This is a genomic window from Streptomyces sp. NPDC031121, assembly GCF_055570615.1.
The window spans coordinates 23,806-40,342 of the sequence record NZ_JBVIGV010000012.1 but is presented as its reverse complement, the minus strand read 5'-3'; the positions used below and the strand labels follow the sequence as shown (position 1 = coordinate 40,342).

13 protein-coding genes and 1 pseudogene are annotated in these 16,537 nt (G+C 74.9%); 6 read left to right on the top strand and 8 right to left on the bottom strand.

The window, feature by feature from the left end:
• Positions 1–631: 631 nt before the first annotated feature.
• Together ACZ462_RS22895 and ACZ462_RS22890 are read right to left on the bottom strand one after the other, a co-directional pair.
• Positions 632–1,333: pseudogene (locus ACZ462_RS22895) on the bottom strand (IclR family transcriptional regulator domain-containing protein); the annotation flags it as partial.
• A gap of 884 nt (positions 1,334–2,217) precedes the next feature.
• Positions 2,218–2,739: a sigma-70 family RNA polymerase sigma factor gene (locus ACZ462_RS22890; RefSeq protein ID WP_467804742.1), complete on the bottom strand. Its 522-nt coding sequence runs from the start codon at positions 2,737–2,739 to the stop codon at positions 2,218–2,220.
• 499 nt (positions 2,740–3,238) lie between these two features.
• Between ACZ462_RS22890 and metG the strand changes: the two genes are divergently transcribed.
• On the top strand, positions 3,239–4,954 hold the full coding sequence (gene metG / locus ACZ462_RS22885) for a methionine--tRNA ligase (protein ID WP_467804744.1): 1,716 nt from the start codon (positions 3,239–3,241) through the stop codon (positions 4,952–4,954).
• A gap of 356 nt (positions 4,955–5,310) precedes the next feature.
• The gene (locus tag ACZ462_RS22880; RefSeq protein ID WP_467804745.1) at positions 5,311–6,480 is read left to right on the top strand and encodes a glycosyltransferase 87 family protein; all 1,170 of its coding nucleotides are present in this window, start codon (positions 5,311–5,313) and stop codon (positions 6,478–6,480) included.
• 5 nt (positions 6,481–6,485) lie between these two features.
• Here ACZ462_RS22880 and ACZ462_RS22875 read toward each other — a convergent pair whose 3' ends face one another.
• Positions 6,486–7,148 carry a response regulator transcription factor gene (locus ACZ462_RS22875; RefSeq protein WP_467804746.1) on the bottom strand — a complete coding sequence of 221 codons (663 nt, stop codon included), beginning with the start codon at positions 7,146–7,148 and terminating at the stop codon, positions 6,486–6,488.
• Positions 7,136–8,467 (bottom strand): sensor histidine kinase, encoded by a 1,332-nt coding sequence (locus ACZ462_RS22870; RefSeq protein ID WP_467804747.1) that lies wholly within the window; start codon positions 8,465–8,467, stop codon positions 7,136–7,138. The genes ACZ462_RS22875 and ACZ462_RS22870 overlap by 13 nt, the downstream gene beginning before the upstream one ends.
• 759 nt (positions 8,468–9,226) lie before the next feature.
• On the opposite strand from ACZ462_RS22870, the gene ACZ462_RS22865 reads away from it, so the two are divergent.
• Complete coding sequence (locus tag ACZ462_RS22865) at positions 9,227–9,793, top strand: hypothetical protein (protein WP_467804748.1); 567 nt, start codon at positions 9,227–9,229, stop codon at positions 9,791–9,793.
• A 63-nt stretch (positions 9,794–9,856) separates the two neighbouring features.
• Entirely contained in the window at positions 9,857–10,636 is a 780-nt protein-coding gene (locus ACZ462_RS22860) for a bestrophin-like domain (protein WP_467804749.1), read from the top strand.
• 113 nt (positions 10,637–10,749) lie between these two features.
• On the opposite strand, the gene ACZ462_RS22855 is transcribed toward ACZ462_RS22860, so the two are convergent.
• From ACZ462_RS22855 to ACZ462_RS22845, 3 genes are all read right to left on the bottom strand, one after another.
• Positions 10,750–11,937 carry an MAB_1171c family putative transporter gene (locus ACZ462_RS22855; protein WP_467804750.1) on the bottom strand — a complete coding sequence of 396 codons (1,188 nt, stop codon included), beginning with the start codon at positions 11,935–11,937 and terminating at the stop codon, positions 10,750–10,752.
• The gene (locus ACZ462_RS22850) at positions 11,934–12,488 is read right to left on the bottom strand and encodes a toxin-antitoxin system, toxin component (protein ID WP_467804751.1); all 555 of its coding nucleotides are present in this window, start codon (positions 12,486–12,488) and stop codon (positions 11,934–11,936) included. The genes ACZ462_RS22855 and ACZ462_RS22850 overlap by 4 nt, the downstream gene beginning before the upstream one ends.
• 64 nt (positions 12,489–12,552) lie before the next feature.
• Positions 12,553–13,221, bottom strand: coding sequence for a helix-turn-helix domain-containing protein (locus ACZ462_RS22845; protein WP_114055005.1), 669 nt, complete (start codon positions 13,219–13,221; stop codon positions 12,553–12,555).
• Between the two features lie 335 nt (positions 13,222–13,556).
• Between ACZ462_RS22845 and ACZ462_RS22840 the strand changes: the two genes are divergently transcribed.
• On the top strand, positions 13,557–14,426 hold the full coding sequence (locus ACZ462_RS22840; protein WP_467804752.1) for a helix-turn-helix domain-containing protein: 870 nt from the start codon (positions 13,557–13,559) through the stop codon (positions 14,424–14,426).
• A gap of 111 nt (positions 14,427–14,537) precedes the next feature.
• Entirely contained in the window at positions 14,538–15,914 is a 1,377-nt protein-coding gene (locus ACZ462_RS22835) for a 6-phospho-beta-glucosidase (RefSeq protein ID WP_467804754.1), read from the top strand.
• Positions 15,915–15,948: 34 nt separating this feature from the next.
• Here the strand turns inward: ACZ462_RS22835 and ACZ462_RS22830 are convergent, their stop codons facing one another.
• A complete protein-coding gene (locus tag ACZ462_RS22830) occupies positions 15,949–16,461 on the bottom strand; it encodes a nucleotide triphosphate diphosphatase NUDT15 (protein WP_467804755.1) in 513 nt (170 codons plus the stop codon).
• Positions 16,462–16,537 lie beyond the last annotated feature (76 nt).

The following is a 16,537-nucleotide window of genomic DNA, read 5'->3' as shown; positions in this document are numbered from 1 at the left end:
CGGCCCGGACGAGCGGCCCCGACAGCCGGACCGCGGCGCCGTCCGGCTACACGGACGCCGGACGCCCGGCGGCCCGAGCGCCCGCGGCCCCGGGGCGCCCACGGCCCGGCGGGCCCGCGGCGGGGGCGTCCGCCGGGCCGGCGGACGCGCGCCCCCGCCCCGCAGCCGCGTCTCAGGTGCCCAGTACCACCAACCCGTCGCGCGTCCGCAGGCTGCCCGGGGTCAGCGGGGCGAACGTGCGGGGCAGGGCCAGGCGCGGCGGCCCTCCGTCCGGTCCGGCCTCGAACAGGTAGGCCGCCTCCGCTGCGGGGTCGCTGACCAGGTGGGGTCCGGCAGCCCCGGCCGCGGTGGCCCCGACCAGCGGTGTGCGGAAGAGGCTGCGCAGGTGCCGCAGCGTTTCCGCTGTGACCCGGGTGGGCTGCGGCGCCGCGGCGCGCTCCGGGCCGGGGCCGCCCCGCCCGCCGCCGCAGGCCCGCCCGGGGTGCGCCGTACGCCCGCAGGCCCGGCCGGTGTCCCAGGGCGGGCCGGCCCATCCGGCCCGGCCCGGCTCCGGCACGTCCGCTGGCGGGTCCCCGCCCGCCGGGTCCGCGCCGTCGCCGCCGGCCGGCGCGTCCGGTGGGATGGCGCCGGCCAGCAGCAGGGCCAGCAGGACCGGTACGGCCTTGCGGCGCAGCGCCGCGGTGGCCTCGTGCAGGCGGTGCGCGTGCGCCGCGGGCAGCGACAGCGCGAGGCTGCCCGCGGCGGCCGCGCCGGTCGCGAGGGGCACGGCCGAGCACACCACTCCCGGCGAGTACTCGCGCAGGTCGAAGACGGGCGCCCCGGGCGCGACCGCGTCCAGCGCGGAGAACAGCACCCGGCTGTCGGTGATTGTCCGCGGGGTGAGCCGGGCCGGCCGGTGCCGGGCGACGTGGTCGCGCCGCCCGTCGGAGTCCAGTTGCGTCAGCAGGCATTTGCCGACGGCGCTGGCGTGCGCGGCCGCCGTGAAGTCCACCCACTCCCGCACCGGCGGCGCGGCCGGCCCGTCGGCCATCTGGGTGATCCTGACTTCGCCGTCGGCGTACCGGCTCAGGTAGACGGCCGCTCCGGCGCTGTCCCGCGCCAGCGACAGCGTGCGCTGCAGCTGCCCCGCCAGCCCGCCGGTGCCGGGAGCGGCGAGCCGGTCCAGGGCGGGCCCCCGCGCGTACACGCCCGCGCCCGGCCGGTACGCGTACTCCTCCTCGCAGAGCATCGCGAGCAGCGGGGCGAGCACCGGCTCCGTGAGGGCGGCCTCCCGGGCGAGCTGGGAGGCCCGTACGCCCAGCGGGTGCTTCTCCAGTACCCGTACGACGGCCAGGGCGCGCCGCGCCTCGGCGAGCGCGTCGCCCGTACCCGTACTCCCCGTGCCCGTGCCCGTGGCACCGCTCGCACCGCCGCCCGGGGCGGAGCCGCCCCGGCCCGGGACGGACCCGCCCCCGGCCGGAACCTCCGCCGGACTCGCGGCCGCGCTCCCGCCGCCCCCGCCGCCCCCGGCCGGGCCGTCCGCGCCGTCCGCCGCCGGGAGCGGCGCCCGGAACACCTCCAGCACGCCCGGCAGCCCCGGCCGCGGCAGCGGCACCGGCCCCAGGTCGGGGTCGTCGCGCTGGTCGACGTGGCGCAGCACGGCCGCCTGCGCGCACAGCCTGACCTCGCGCAGGTCCCGCCGGCCGCCGGGCCGGAAGCCGCGCCGGATGAGTTCGCGCGCCCACACCCCGGCGTCGTGGTGCTCGCCGCGCCGGGAGTGGTCGAGGAACAGACAGTACGCGGCGGGCGCCGTCCCCGACCGCCCGGAGCCGGCCGCGTACTGCCACCAGAACCGGGCCCCGTCGCGCAGCCCGGCCAGGTGCAGCAGGCAGCCGAAGACGGCTGCGCCGGCCAGGTCGGTGTGCGCCGTCCGCAGGAACGATGCCAGCTGCGCCCCGGCGTGCGGGGAGCAGACGGCCTCCAGGCAGGCGGCCTTGAGGTCGCGCCGGGCCCGCTCGGCGTCCAGCGGGCGGTCCTTGCCGGGGTCGCTCCAGCCGTACGCATGGCGCCGGGGGGGCGGGGCCGCGCCCTTGCGGCGGGCGGTGCGCAGCAGGCGGGCTTCGGCGGCGCCGAGGTCGTAGTGGGGGTAGCGGTCGCGGACGCCCGCCCGGGCCAGGAAGTCCGCCAGCGGGCGGCGGGCGGTGTCGTCGCCGTACGGCTGCCCCTGCTCGCCCCGCGTCATGATCCGGCGGAGGCGTCGAGCAGGCGGGCGAGCCGCCGGTGCGCCTGGCCGAGCTGCGAGCGGACGGTGGCCTCGTCGACGCCCATCACGGACGCGGCCTCGCGGGGGGTGCACTGGAGGCCGTAGCGCAGCAGTACGGCGTCGCGCTGGCGTTCGGCGAGGCGGGAGACGGCGGAGTAGAAGCGGATGGTGTCGGCCAGGACTTCGTACCGGTCGGCCTGGGCGTCCTTGAGGGCTGCTTCGAAGGCCGTGATGTCCATGGGCTCCGGTCCGGTGCTGCGCGCCCGCCGGCAGTCGACGAGGCGCTGTTTGAGGATCGTCCAGGCGTAGGCGTCGAGCCGGTCCATGTGGAGCATCCGCAGCCACTCGTGCATGATCGAGTCGAACGTCGCGTCCACCGCGTCCTCGGCAGCCGCGTCGGAGCCCAGCTGCAGGTACGCGAAGCGCATGTACGAGGGCCTCCGGTTGGCGTGGAACGCCCAGTACGACAAACGCGCCGTCGGGTTCCACTGGCTCATGGGCGTGGGCCGCCGCCGTCGGCTGGGCAGTCCCACGGCCCCACCGGACTCCTCTGGTCCGCCATCGCTCACCGCTCCACCTCACCTCATGCCGCGTGCGCGGCTCAGACTGGCAGTGCAGGCGTGCGCCGGGGCACGGAACGATGAACCTGGAGCATTACGTTCGGTGATGATCAGTAGCTGACGGTTTTCGACCGCACCCGGCTCCAGCGGGTACGTACGCATATGCCGGACGCCGCCCTGCCCTCCGCTTCCGGCCCGATCCACCCGGCGGCACCCCCGCCGCCGCCCCGCGGACGGCGGTCCGCCGCGCCCCCCTCCGCCTGTAGCATGACCCCATGGCGAGGGCCGTGACGCTGAGGTCACTTCCCTCGCTTTTGCATTAAGCCCACCCGAGAGAAATGCGGGCGCGTGCCCTTTCGGCGGTTCGATACGATGAACCGGATCACAATCCGTCACGGCACGTCGCAACCGCATATATGAAATGGAGCATCCGAGGATGGCTCGACACCTGATCACCAGCGCGCTTCCCTACATCAACGGGATCAAGCACCTGGGCAACATGGTCGGGTCGATGCTTCCCGCGGATGTGTACGCCCGGTACCTCCGCCAGCGCGGCCACGACGTCCTCTACATCTGCGCCACCGACGAGCACGGCACCCCCGCCGAACTCGCCGCCAAGGAGGCGGGCCTGTCCGTCGCCGAGTTCTGCGCCCAGGCCCACGACGCGCAGAAGGCCGTCTACGACGGCTTCGAGCTGTCCTTCGACTACTTCGGGCGCAGCTCCTCCGAGCAGAACCGCGAGATCACCCAGCACTTCGCCCGGCAGCTCCACGCCAACGGCTTCATCGAGGAGCGCGCCATCCGGCAGGTGTACTCCCCGGTGGACGGCCGCTTCCTCCCCGACCGCTACGTCGAGGGCACCTGCCCGCACTGCGGCTACGACAAGGCCCGCGGCGACCAGTGCGAGAACTGCACCCGCGTCCTGGACCCGACCGACCTCATCGGGCCCCGCTCGGCGATCTCCGGCTCCACCGACCTGGAGGTCCGCGAGACCAAGCACCTCTTCCTGCTGCAGTCCAAGCTCCAGCACGAGGTCGAGCAGTGGGTCGCCCAGCACGAGGAGGAGTGGCCGCAGCTGGCGTCCTCCATCGCCCGCAAGTGGCTGACCGAGGGCCTGCACGACCGCGCCATCACCCGCGACCTCGACTGGGGCGTCCCGGTCCCCGCGGACACCTGGCCGGACCTCGCCGCCGAGGGCAAGGTCTTCTACGTCTGGTTCGACGCGCCCGTCGAGTACATCGGCTCCACCAAGGAGTGGGCTGACCTCGACCCGGCCGCCCGCGACTGGAAGTCGTGGTGGTACGAGGCCGCCGACGTCCGCTACACCCAGTTCATGGCCAAGGACAACGTCCCGTTCCACACGGTGATGTTCCCCGCCACCGAGCTCGGCGTCCGCGAGCCCTGGAAGATGGTCGACTACGTCAAGGCCTTCAACTGGCTGACGTACTACGGCGGCAAGTTCTCCACCTCGCAGAAGCGCGGCGTCTTCACCGACCAGGCACTGGAGATCCTCCCCGCCGACTACTGGCGCTACTTCCTGATCGCCAACGCTCCCGAGTCCGACGACTCGTCCTTCACGTGGGAGCACTTCACCGCCACGGTCAACAAGGACCTCGCGGACACCCTCGGCAACTTCGTCAACCGCGTGCTGTCCTTCTCCCGCAAGCGCTTCGGCGACGACGTCCCCGCGGGCAAGGACGCCGGCGAGGCCGAGGCCCGGCTCGGCGCCCAGATCGCCGAACTGCTGGCCGAGTACGAGGGCCACATGGACGCGCTCCAGTTCCGCAAGGCCGCGGCCGCCCTCCGCGCCCTGTGGTCGGCCGGCAACTCCTACCTGGAGGAGAAGGCCCCCTGGCTGGAGATCAAGACCGACCCGGAGGGCGCGGCCCTCACCCTGCGCACCGCGATGAACCTCATCCACCTCTACTCGGTGGTCTCCGAGCCGTTCATCCCGGCGTCGGCGCGCGCCATGCGCACCGCGTTCCGGCTGGCCGACGACAACGCCGCGTGGATCACGCCGGAGCACGCCAAGGCCCTGGACGCGGTCCCGGCCGGCACCCCGTTCACCGTTCCCCCGGTGCTCTTCGCGAAGATCACCGAGGAGGACCTGGAGGCGTACCGGGAGCGGTTCGGCGGCGTAGAGGCGGCCTGACGGCCCGGCGCGCTCGGCTCCCCACGGCCCGGAGCACCCGGCTCCCAACGGCCCGGAGCACCCGGCTCCCAACGGCCCGGCGCGCCCGGCTCCCAACGGCCCGGCGCGCCCGGCTCCCAACGGCCCGGCGCGCCCGGCTCCCAACGGCCCGGCGCGCCCGGCTCCCAACGGCCCGGAGCACCCGGCTTCCACGAGGGCGGCACCCGCACAGGGTGCCGCCCTCGGCGTCTTCCGCGCCCCTCCGCCGCACCGGGCCCGGCGGGGGCCGCGCACCCGCGGCAGTAGGGGAAACCCGACCGCGAAGCCGGGACCTGACCGTGCAGACCGGGCCGGGGCCGCGCCGCTGGAATGGGCCCATGATCCCCTGCCTCGCCGGATGCCCCGGCCCGCGCACCGCGCTCTGGCTCCTCGCGGCCGCCTGGGCGCTGTGCTTTCCGCTCTTCTCCGCCCTCGGACCCCACCGCACCTGGGGCTCGTGCGCCGCGGCCGGCTACCTCGCCGCGGCCGCGCTGACCGCCCGCAGTCCGCGGGCCGCGGTCGCCGCCGCCCTCGTGGGAGCCGTCGCCGTCCCCCTCGCCTGGCTCGTGCTGACGGGGCAGGGGCAGTCGGAGGTCATGGTCGTCGCCCGTTCCGGCCGACTGCTGCTCGACACCGGCCGCCTCTACGTGGACGGGCCCGCCACGGTCGACGCGTACACCCCCTACCTGCCGGGCATGGCCCTCTTCGGCATCCCGCACACGCTGCTGGGCCGGGCCGGTGACCCCCGCATCTGGTGCGCGGCCGCCTTCTTCGCCGCGCTGTGGGGGGCCGCCCGGCTCGCCGGATCCTCCCGCTCCGCATGGCTGCCCGTGCTGACCGCCTCCCCGGTCGTGGCCCTGCCGCTCGCCGTCAGCGGCATCGACCTGCCGCTCGCCGGGCTGTGCTGCCTCGCCCTCGCCGCGGCCGGCGCCGGACGGCCCGCCCTCACCGGGGCCGCCCTCGCCGCCGCCTGCGCCCTGAAGTGGACGGCACTGCCCGCCGTCGCCGTCGCCGCGGCCCTGCTCGCCGCCCGCGCGGGACGGCGTACGGCGGTAGGCGGTGTCCTGGCGGCGGCCGCCGGCACGGCCGCCCTGGTGCTGCCGGCCGCGCTGCTCCAGCCGCGGGAGATGTGGCGGCAGGTGTTCCTCTTCCCGACCGGCCGGGCCGAGGTGCCGACCCCGGCGAGCAGCCCGCTCCCCGGCCGCCTGCTCGCCGAACTCCTCCCCGGCGGCTGGGCCCTGGCCGCCGCCCTGCTCGTCCTGGCCGGCCTCGCCGTCGCCGCCTCGCTCGCGGTCCGCCCTCCGCGCACCGCCGCCGCGGCCGCGGACCGCCTCGCGCTCGGCCTGGCGCTGGCCTTCCTGCTGGCCCCGGCAGGCCGCTTCGGCTACCTGGCCCTGCCCGTGCTCCTCGCGGTGTGGGCCCGTACAGCGGCCCGGCCGGCGCGGGCGCCGCGCATCGCCGCCCGGTCCCGGCACCCGCTCGTGCTCACCCTCCGTACCGGACGGTGAGCGGCTCAGCCGGCGGCGGCCCGCAGATGCGCGAGGACGGCGAGGACGCGCCGGTTGCCCTCCGCCGGGTCCAGATCGAGCTTGGTGAAGATGCTGCTCGCGTGCTTGACGACGGCGGCCTCCGTCACGAACAGCCGCGCCGCCACCGCCTGGTTGGTCAGCCCCTCGGCCATCAGCGCGAGCACCTCCCGCTCGCGCGGAGTCAGCCGGGCCAGCGGATGGCCGCCGGGACGGTGGGCGAGCAGCACGCGCACCACCTCCGGGTCGATCACCGTCTGCCCCGCGGCGACCCGCTCCAGCGCGTCCAGGAACTCGTCGACCTCCCCGACCCGGTCCTTCAGGAGGTAGCCGAGCCCGCCCGCCGACCCCGGAGCCCCGCCGAACAGACGGGCGGCGTACGCGGTCGCCACGTACTGCGACAGCACCAGGACCGGCAGCGACGGGTCCGCGGACCGCAGTTCCAGCGCGGCCCGCAGCCCCTCGTCCCGGTGCTCGGGCGGCATCCGCACGTCGGTGACGACCACGTCCGGCCGCTCCGCCGCGACCGCCCGCAGCAGCCCGTCCGCGTCCCCGACCGCAGCCGCCACCTCGTGCCCGCTGCGGGTCAGGACCTCCGCGAGCCCCGCCCGCAGCAGGACGGAATCCTCGGCCAGGATCAGCCGGAGCACGGCACCTCCACACGCAGTTCCGTCGGCCCGCCCACCGGGCTCGACACCGTCAGTCTCCCCCGCAGCACCGCCAACCGGTCGGCCAGGCCCGCCAGTCCGGCTCCGGCGGCCGGATCGGCGCCACCCCGGCCGTCGTCGCACACCGACAGCGACAGCATCCCGGAGTCCACTCGGCCCCACACCCGGACGTGCGAGGCGCCGCTGTGCTTGGCGGCGTTCGCCAACGCCTCCGCCACCGTGAAGTACGCCGTCGCCTCCACCGGCCCCGGCAGCCGCGGCACCCCCTCCAACTCCACGGCCACCGGCACCGGATGCCGCAGCGCCACTTCCGCGACCGCCGCCGCCAGCCCGTGGTCGGTCAGCACCCGCGGGTGTATCCCCCGGACCAGGTCGCGCAGCTGCGCCAGCGCCTGCTTCGCCTCCTCCCGCCCGCGGCCCACCAGCTCGGCCGCGCGCGCCGCCTCCGGCACATCCCGCAGCTCCCGCTCGGCCAGCCCCAGCGTCATGCTGAGCACCACCAACTGCTGCTGCGCGCCGTCGTGCAGGTCCCGCTCGATGCGCCGCCGCTCGGCCTCGAACGCGTCCACCAGCCTGACCCGGGACCGCGTCAGCTCCACCACCCGCGGGTCCTCCGCGCGCGGCCCGAGCAGCAGCCGCGCAGTCTTCACCTGCACCACCGACAGCAGCCCGCCCGCGTACGCCGCCAACACCAGCCCCACCAGCCCCACGGCGGTACCGGCCAGCCCCTCCCAGGGGCTCGCGACCGCCCGGCCCGGGATCAACATCACCCGGTCCGGGGCGATCGCCCACACGATCACCGGAACTGCCACCAGGATCAGCGAGAACGCCAGCAGCACCAGCACCCCGAACCCGGCCGCCCCGAACACCGGCCCCAGCAGCGCCACATAGGCCAACTCCCGCCGCGTCGCCCGCTCCCGGAGACGCGTCCACAGCCAGGCCGCGGGATTGCCACCGGCGACCGGGGGATGTGGATCGGGCACGGGAACCGGCTCCACCCAGCGCAGCCGCCACCGCTCGAAACGCCCCAAAGGCACCGCGGCAACCACCACACAGACCAGCACCAGCAGCCCCACGCCGGCGACCGCGGTGACCACCCCGAGGAAGACGAGCAGCCCGAGCGCGACGAGTACCGCGTACCCCAGCACGGCGCCGCTGACCGCATGGGCCCAGCAGCGCCACGGCCACCACGACAGCAGGAAGCGCCCCGGCCGCCGCAGCGCCGCCCACACGGCCGTCGGCGGCTCGACGACGGGCGCGGGTACGGGACCGGCGTCCGGCGCGGGGTCGAAACGGGACATGACGCCCACCCTAGGCGAGGGCGTTCACCGCCCGATCGGCCGGGTGGGCGACGGACGGCAGAAGCCGACGCAGCGTCACTTCGGCCAGCCGAAAAGGCCGGTTGGACAGCCGCCCCCGAAGCCCGCCGGCTGCAAGGAACCGGCCGCTCCATCGGCTACCCGCACGCCGGCCGGTAGCCGCCCGCCCGGTAGTCCGCCGCGTACTCCCGCACGAACGCCGCCATCGCCACCACAGTGCCGCGCAATTCCGACAACACCGCGCCTTGTCCGCCAGGTCAAGCCGCTCCACCACCGGCACCCCGACGTCCCGCAGCAGCGCGGCGGCCGGGTGTGCGCCTCCTGCACCGGTTCCGGCGGATGCCCCGGGAAGGCCACGGAGGGGATCGCCGCGAGCCGTACGGGGTCCGCCCGCATCCCGCCCCTGGGGCGTCGACCGCGGCCTCCAGACCGTGCCCGCCCGCCCCGCCGTCCCCCGAACTCCGCTTCCACCGCCACCGTCCCTGCTTGCCGGCCGCTCGCCACCCCGCCGACCTGCGGCAATACGCGGCTCCGATCATCGGGCGGCCCGCCGCGCACCGCCGCGGCGTGCCGGGCCGCCCCGGTGACCCCCGAGGCCGCCGGCCGGCGGCCGGCCGCAGCGGCGCCCGGAGGGGGAGCCGTACCCCATGAGGGGATCTCGGAGCCGCAGGGCGTGTCGCGAAACGGCCGTGATCGTTTCTTCTGCCGAAACCCCACATTCCCAGCGGAACGGAGGCCGCGGTGACCGCTTGGCGGTACCTCGCCGGAGCAGGCCTTGCGGCGGCCCTCAGCCCGCTGCACGCCCACGTCGCGTACGCGTACGACGACCCGGCCGCCGCAGACGGGCCCCCCGCCCTGTCCGCCCCCGAGCAGCCCCCGGCCCCGGCGGCCCCCGCCGCCTGCCAGCCGACCCCGGCCCCGGAACCGCAACCCCCGGCCCCACCCGTCGTCCAGCCGCCCGCCCCCGCCCCCGCCGCGCCCACCGTCCACCACCCCGGGCACCTCCCCGCCCCCGCCGCACCGCCGCCACCCGCGGCGAAGGCCCAGCCCGCGCCTCCGGAGCCCCCGGCACCCGCACCCGATCCCGCGCCGCCTGCCGAGCCCCCGCCGGCCGCAGCCGGCGCCCCGCCCCCGCCCGCAGCGGTGGCCGCGCAGACGACCGCCTTCCGGGTGCGCCCGTACCGCTCACACGCGGCGGCTCCGCGCGAGGCGGGGAACCTGTCCACCGTGATGATCATGGCCGTGGTCACCACCCCGGCGGTACTGGCCGCGGCCGCACTGCGACCGCGCTCGAAGGGGCGCGGCTGACGCGCGGCGTCCGCCCCCAGCAACCGACCCGACTACCCGAACTACCCGACGGGAGAACCCCTCGTGTCCGAATGGCTGGTCCTGGCCACCGCCATGGTGCTCGTCTGCGCCCTCGTCTTCGCCTTCACCGCGCTCCGGCACCGCCGGGTCTCCCCGGACGAGGACACCAGCGAAACGCCCAACGTCATCGAGTACATGACCATGATGGTCGGCGTGGTCTACGCGATCGTCCTGGGCCTCGCCATCGCGGGCGTCTGGGAGGCGCGCGGCGCCGCCGAGGACAGCGTGCGCCGCGAGGCGCAGGCGCTCTACGAGGTCAGCCAGCGCGCCGACGTCTACCCCGCCGCCGTCCGGGACCGCATCCGCGGCGAGGTGGACGCGTACGTCGCCCACACCGTCGCCGTCGACTGGCCGAAGCTGACGGCGGGCGAGACCGCCTCCGCGGAGGGCGGCGAGCTGCTGGCGAAGCTCCGCAGCGACGTCACCCACCAGAGCCCCACGACCGAACTCCAGGCCCAGGCCTACCAGCCGCTGCTGGACCACATCGCGACCGCCGACGACGCCCGCCACTCGCGCGTCCAGAGCGACGAGTCGACCCTGCCGAACGTGGTGTGGTTCGGCCTCCTCACCGGCGGCGTCGTCACGATCGGCCTGATCTTCACCCTCCAGATCCGCCGCTCAAGCCGAGAACTCCTGCTGGCCGGGATGTTCACCGCCCTGATCGTCTTCCTGCTGTTCCTGGTCTGGAGCTTCGACGCCCCCTACGGCCGCGAGGGAATCGATTCGGCCAGCCCGTTCCAGGAACTGTTCCCCCGAGCGGCGGCGCTGGCGGCGAAGGCCTGAGGGGCGGGCGGGGGCACAAGGGCGGGGTCGGGGAGGCGGCGGGGTGGGATGGAGCGGGAGCCGGTGAGTCGGGAGCCGGAAGCGACGGCGCTTTCCGCTTCCGCGCCCGCCCCTCAGCGCGCCCCCGGCCCCGACAGGGTCGACGCCCCGCGGAGGGCCGCCACCACCGGGGAGTCGCGGAGGGCCTGCGAGATGCCGAGGAGGTCGCGGGGGCCCGTCGGGCTGTCCGCGGCGGGTTCCTCGCGGATGTCGATGGTTCTGCCGTCGGGGTCTGCCGAGTGGGCGCGTACCGCCGCCGAGACCATCGCCGCCTCGCCCACCGTGCGGGCCGTGTCCTCGTCGGCTCCGCCCGCTACCGCCAGTTCGTACGCGCGGTCCCGGTGGCGTTCGTCGAAGTACGGGCCCAGGTGGAGGAACGCGTCGTGGATGTCCGACTCGCGCTGGATCACACGCAGCTCGGGCGGTGACCACCAGGACATCTTCACGCACGGTGTTCCGCTGGGCGTGCACGGCTGGACCTCGGCCCACAGGGGGCCGAGGCGGCGGTAGGTGTCCCAGGTCTGCCAGTTGTCGGACATCCGCTGGCACACCAGGGGCAGGACGAATCCGACGGCGCTGATCAGGGCGCCGATGGAGGCGAGCGGAGGAGCGGCGTACGTGCTCAGGTCGTCGAGGTCGTGGCCAAACCAGCGGGCGACCACCGCGGAGATCTTCGTGGCGTCGTAGCTGAGGTTGAACACGTAGCCGGCCACGATGATCATCAGGCCGGTGCGCAGCCACCCGCGTACCTGGAGGGACCAGCGCAGGCACATGGCGACCATCACGACGGCCGCGACCAGGTGGGCGGTGAGGTACAGGGCGATCATGTACCGGATGTACGGGGTGTTGGCGTAGTAGGTGTCGAAGTCGCGCAGCCGCTCGACCGGGGCTTCGCCGAGCAGGAAGAGCACGACCAGGACGACGACGATGGCGCCGTAGCCGACGATCCAGCGGTGGGAGGTGCGGCGGGTCTGTTCCGGCGGTCCGCCGCGCCAGTTCACTATGAGCACCAGGCAGGAGGCGCTGAACATGGTGATGAGGCAGTAGACCAGCGGGGCCGAGAAGTTGGTGACGCCGGTCCACTCGTTGACGGCGGCGATGGTCGGGGGAGCGGCGAAGGTGAACACCGAACCGGCCAGGATCAGCAGGGCGCAGACCGAGCGCAGCAGGGGGTCGCGCCAGTTGTTGCGCAGGGCCGGCAGTTTGAAGGCGAGTGCGACCGCCAGTGCCGCTGCCGGTATGTAGTAGTCCTGGCCGTTCAACGCTCGTTCCTGTGCCCCCGATATCCGAGGGACGCCTCGATGCGGCCGGCGAGCTGGTCGCGTTGGGCGGGTGCCCGGTGGGCGGCGCCCGCGAGCCACGTGCGGCAGCGGCTGCCCAGGAGGAGGCCGAAGGTCTCCGCTTCGGTCTCCTCGCGGACGTCGGCGCGGGTGCGTGCGGCGACGCGGCGGACGGTCTCGCCGAGGTCGGCCTCGTCGGTGAGCAGGCGGGCGGCGACGGCTGCGCCGTCGACGTGGTGGCTGCAGTGGCCGGCCTTCATGTGCCACAGCTCGTGGCCGAGGATGACGAGTTGGTGGTCCGGTGCGGTGCGTTCCTCGATGACGACCAGGTCGCGGTCGGCGAGGTCGAGCCACAGGCCGCTGGCCGTGCCGGGTGGGAAGGAGGCCATCCGGAAGTCGACCCGACGGCCGCGGTGTCTGCTCATGCCCTCGCAGAGCGCGGCGTAGAGGTCCACGGGTTCCACGGGCGCGGGCAGCCGGAGGCCGGCCACCAGTTCGCCGCACAACCGGCGCTGCTCTCTGCCTATGCTCACCGTTCTCCCCGTCGGCGTGGATCCGGATCAGGACTCAAGGATCAGACCCAGACTCTCGACTGGGTCAGGATTCGTTCGGTTTGACGCTTTCGAGGAGCATGTCCAGCCATTCCGTCACCTTGTCGCGGTGCTTGTCGCTGGGCAGTTGGGCGGCGCGCCAGGCGATGCCCCGGACGCCGTGGTTCTGGAGGAGTCTTGCGAGCGGGTCGCCGGCGGACGCGGCCGGGGAGGGGACGGTCTCGCGCGTGCGGCCCGCGTAGTCCTGGAGCAGTTGCTGTTCGGTGCGCAGGAGCGCGTCGAGCAGCGCGTCGGAGTCGTGGGCGGTGAGGAAGCCCGCGTGGACGCCGAAGAAGCGCTGGATGGCGTCGCAGTGCTCCATGGTGGGGCGGCGGTCGCCGTTGATGAGCGCGCCCGCCTGCTGTCGGGACATGCCGGCGCCGTCGGCGATCTCCTGCTGGGTGTAGCGGCGGCCGTTGGGTTTCAGCCGGGTGCGCCGGAGCAGGTCCAGGCGCTGGAGGAACCGGGTCTGCAGGCAGGGCTCTCCGGCAGGTCGGCCGTCCAGCAGGCTCTTCACGACGTCGGTGGGTACGCCGGAGGCCTCGGAGAGGCGGCGCAGGTCGAAGACCTTGTTCGGGTCGCGGCCCATCTTGCCCGCGAGTTCGGCGACGCGCGTGACGGTGGCTGCCAGGGACGGGTTGGCCACCGCGACGGGAGCCGGGAAGCCGTCTGTCACCAGTGGTTCTCCTAGATCGCGGCGAGTCGGTTCGGGCACATGGTCGGCTTTTGGAATCTAGCCGTTCCGCCGCCGCAGGGCCAGAACTTGCCACAGCTGTGGCGCGAATGAGCTGTCAAGAGGCTGGAATTGCCACGATAGTTGACACTCGAATGAAGTCGGTAGCAGGATCGCCACAGGAAATTGAAGATCCAGACCGTGAGGAGGGGGAGCTCTCGGTGCCACATCTCGCAGCGGTGGGCCCGTCCGATGGCCTCGCCCGAGCCGGTGAGGAGCGCCTGGCGGGCGAGGAGTCCGCACGCGGTGCAGTGCGGTCGGAGCGACGCAAGGAGATTTTGCGCCAGCGCCGCGAGGAACTGGGCCTGAGCCAGGAAGACCTCGCCGCCCGGTTGCGGATCAGCGTGCGCGCCTACGGGAACTGGGAACGCGGCCTGGTCAAGGAATGGACGGACCGCAAGCTGCTCGCCTTGGCGGAAGCCCTGGAAATGAGCGAGCGGCAGTGCTTCTGGCTGTTCCGGGTCATGGTGGACCGCGATCCTCCGCCGACCTGGCGGGCCGCCGAGGACAACCGGCTGCCCGACGACCCCGCCCATCGTGACTACCTGGTGGACTACGCCGCCCTCATGGAGGCTGTGCCCCATCCCTCCTTCCTGGTCGACCACCGCTGGGACGTCGCGCTGACCAACTCGGCCTTCGACCGGCTCTTCCAGTCGGTACGCCCCCACCCGACCGCCCTCCCCGACGACAACTTCCTGCGCTTCGTGCTCTTCCACCCCGACGCGGCCGCGGTGCTGGAGGACCACGAACCGGCCTGGTGCGTCCCGCTCATGGCCCAGTTCGCCAACGCCCTGGAGGCCGCCCCCGAGGACGAGGGGCTGCGCAGCATCCGCCAGGAGATCGCCCGGGACCCCTTCATGGAGGCCGCCTACCGGTACGGCGTCCCCCACTGGCTGAAGACCCATGGGCCCGAAGCCGCCGAACGCGACGGCTCCGTCCGCACCGTCCGCCACTGGGACCCCCAGGCAGGCCTCGTGCGGTGCCGGATCGTGGCCGAATCCAGCCGGATGCTCGACGCCATGGGCTTCACCCGGATCACCCTGGTCCTCTCCGCCCCGCAGGGCCCCGCGGCCGGCCCGGCGCGCGGCGGCTCCGCCCCGCACCGGCAGGGCCCGAGGCTGCGCGCCGTCCCCTCGCTCGGCGACTGACCGCCGTACGCCGCCCCGCGCGGGGGACACTGGAGCCCTCACTCGTGCGCCGCCGACCGAATGCCGCGGATCGTGGCATCGGCGGCGGCACTGGCGAAGGGCGGTAGGGGCGTGCGGCTGACCATCCTCGGCGGGGGCGGATTCCGGGTTCCGCTCGTGTACGGCGCGCTGCTCGGCGACGGGGGCGAGGGCCGCGTGACGCACGTGGTGCTCCACGACGAGGACCCGGCGCGGCTCGCCGCCATGGCGCGGGTGCTCGCCGGCCAGGCCGCCGCCGCCGAGGCGGCCCCCGGCACCCCGCCGCCCGGCCCCGCCCCGGTCGTGACGGCGACCACCGACCTCCACGAGGCCCTGGCCGGCGCCGACTTCGTGTTCTCCGCGATCCGCGTCGGCGGTCTGGAGGGGCGCGCCGCGGACGAGCGGGTCGCCCTGGCCGAGGGCGTGCTGGGCCAGGAGACGGTCGGCGCGGGCGGGATCGCGTACGGGCTGCGGACGGTGCCGGTCGCCCGCGCGATCGCCCGGGCCGTGGCGCGGCGGGCCCCCGAGGCGTGGGTCATCAACTTCACCAACCCGGCCGGCCTGGTCACCGAGGCCATGGCGGAGATCCTCGGCGACCGGGTCATCGGCATCTGCGACTCCCCGGTGGGGCTCGGCCGGCGCGTCGCCCGGGTGCTCGGCGCCCGCCCCGAGGACGCCTGGGTCGACTACGTCGGCCTCAACCACCTGGGCTGGCTGCGGGGCCTGCGCGTCGGCGGCCGCGACGAGCTGCCGCGGCTGCTGGACGACGCGAAGGCGCTGGAATCCTTCGAGGAGGGCCGCCTCTTCGGCGCCGAGTGGCTGCGCGCGCTCGGCGCGATCCCGAACGAGTACCTGCACTACTACTACTTCAACCGCGAGACCGTACGGGCCTACCGGGAGGCCCGCCAGACCCGCGGCGCGTTCCTGCGCGACCAGCAGCGCGGCTTCTACGCCGAGGCCGGCCGGCCAGGCCTCGCACCCGAGGCGGCGCTGGCCGCCTGGGAGCGGACCCGGGCCGAGCGCGAGGCCACGTACATGGCGGAGAACCGCGAGGCGGCGGGCGCCGGCGGGCGCGAGGACGGCGACCTGGAGTCCGGCGGGTACGAGAAGGTCGCGCTGGCGCTGATGCGGGCCATCGCCCGCGACGAGCGGACCACGCTGATCCTCAACGTCCGCAACCGGTCGACGCTGTCCGTCCTCGACGCGGAGGCCGTCATCGAGGTGCCCTGCCTGGTCGGTGCGAACGGCGCCCACCCGGTCGCCGTCGACGCGCTGCCGCTCCACGCCACCGGCCTGGTGACCGCGGTGAAGGCCGTCGAGCGGGAGGTGCTGGCGGCGTCGGAGAGCGGCTCCCGGTCGGCCGCGGCGAAGGCATTCGCGCTGCATCCGCTGGTGGACTCGGCGGCCGTGGCCCGGCGGCTGCTCGACGCGTACCGGGCCGTCCACCCGGGACTGGGGTACCTGCGCTGAACCGCGGCGGGCCGGATCACGGCCGCGCCGCCGCTCATGCGGGCCGCTGCGGGGCGTCCGTAGCGGCGGGGGAGGCCGTCGGGTAGGAGTGCGCGGGCAGCCGCGGCACTGCCGGGACCAGCTCCGGCCGCCAGGTGCGCAGGACGAGCGTTGACGGGGCGTACAGGGCCTCCGGGATGTCGGCGGGCGCGAACCACTCCCACGTTGTGATCTTGTGCGGCTCGGTGACCCGCGGCGTTCCCTCGGCCGCCGCGGCGACCGCCGCGGCCGTCAGCCGGGTCACGCCCCCCTGCGAGTCGATGTGCACCCCGAGGATCCGGATGCCCGCCGGGTCCGCCCGCAGGGCCGTCTCCTCGGCCAGCTCCCGGGCCGCAGCCTGCTCGAAGCCCTCCCCGGGGTCGACCTTCCCGCCGGGCAGCTCCCACCGGCCGTCGTGCGCCCGGCCGAGGAGCACCCGCCCGGCCGGGTCGCGGACGACGAGCCCGACGCCGACGACGGCGTTGGGCTGCGGGGCGGCGCGCTGGGGGCGTTCGGGGCGCGTGGTCATGGGACTGTCCCTCCTGGTGGCGTGCGGGTCCGACCAGTTTGCCGGTCCGGCAAACGTGTGTGACACGGCGCCGGCT

What these genes read in the sequence shown, in the direction of transcription:
- ACZ462_RS22870 (WP_467804747.1), bottom strand. Translation starts at nt 8,467, where the DNA reads ATGTCCCGTTTCGACCCCGCGCCGGACGCCGGTCCCGTACCCGCGCCC.
- ACZ462_RS22880 (WP_467804745.1), top strand. Translation starts at nt 5,311, where the DNA reads ATGATCCCCTGCCTCGCCGGATGCCCCGGCCCGCGCACCGCGCTCTGG.
- ACZ462_RS22830 (WP_467804755.1), bottom strand. Translation starts at nt 16,461, where the DNA reads ATGACCACGCGCCCCGAACGCCCCCAGCGCGCCGCCCCGCAGCCCAAC.
- ACZ462_RS22890 (WP_467804742.1), bottom strand. Translation starts at nt 2,739, where the DNA reads ATGAGCCAGTGGAACCCGACGGCGCGTTTGTCGTACTGGGCGTTCCAC.
- metG (WP_467804744.1), top strand. Translation starts at nt 3,239, where the DNA reads ATGGCTCGACACCTGATCACCAGCGCGCTTCCCTACATCAACGGGATC.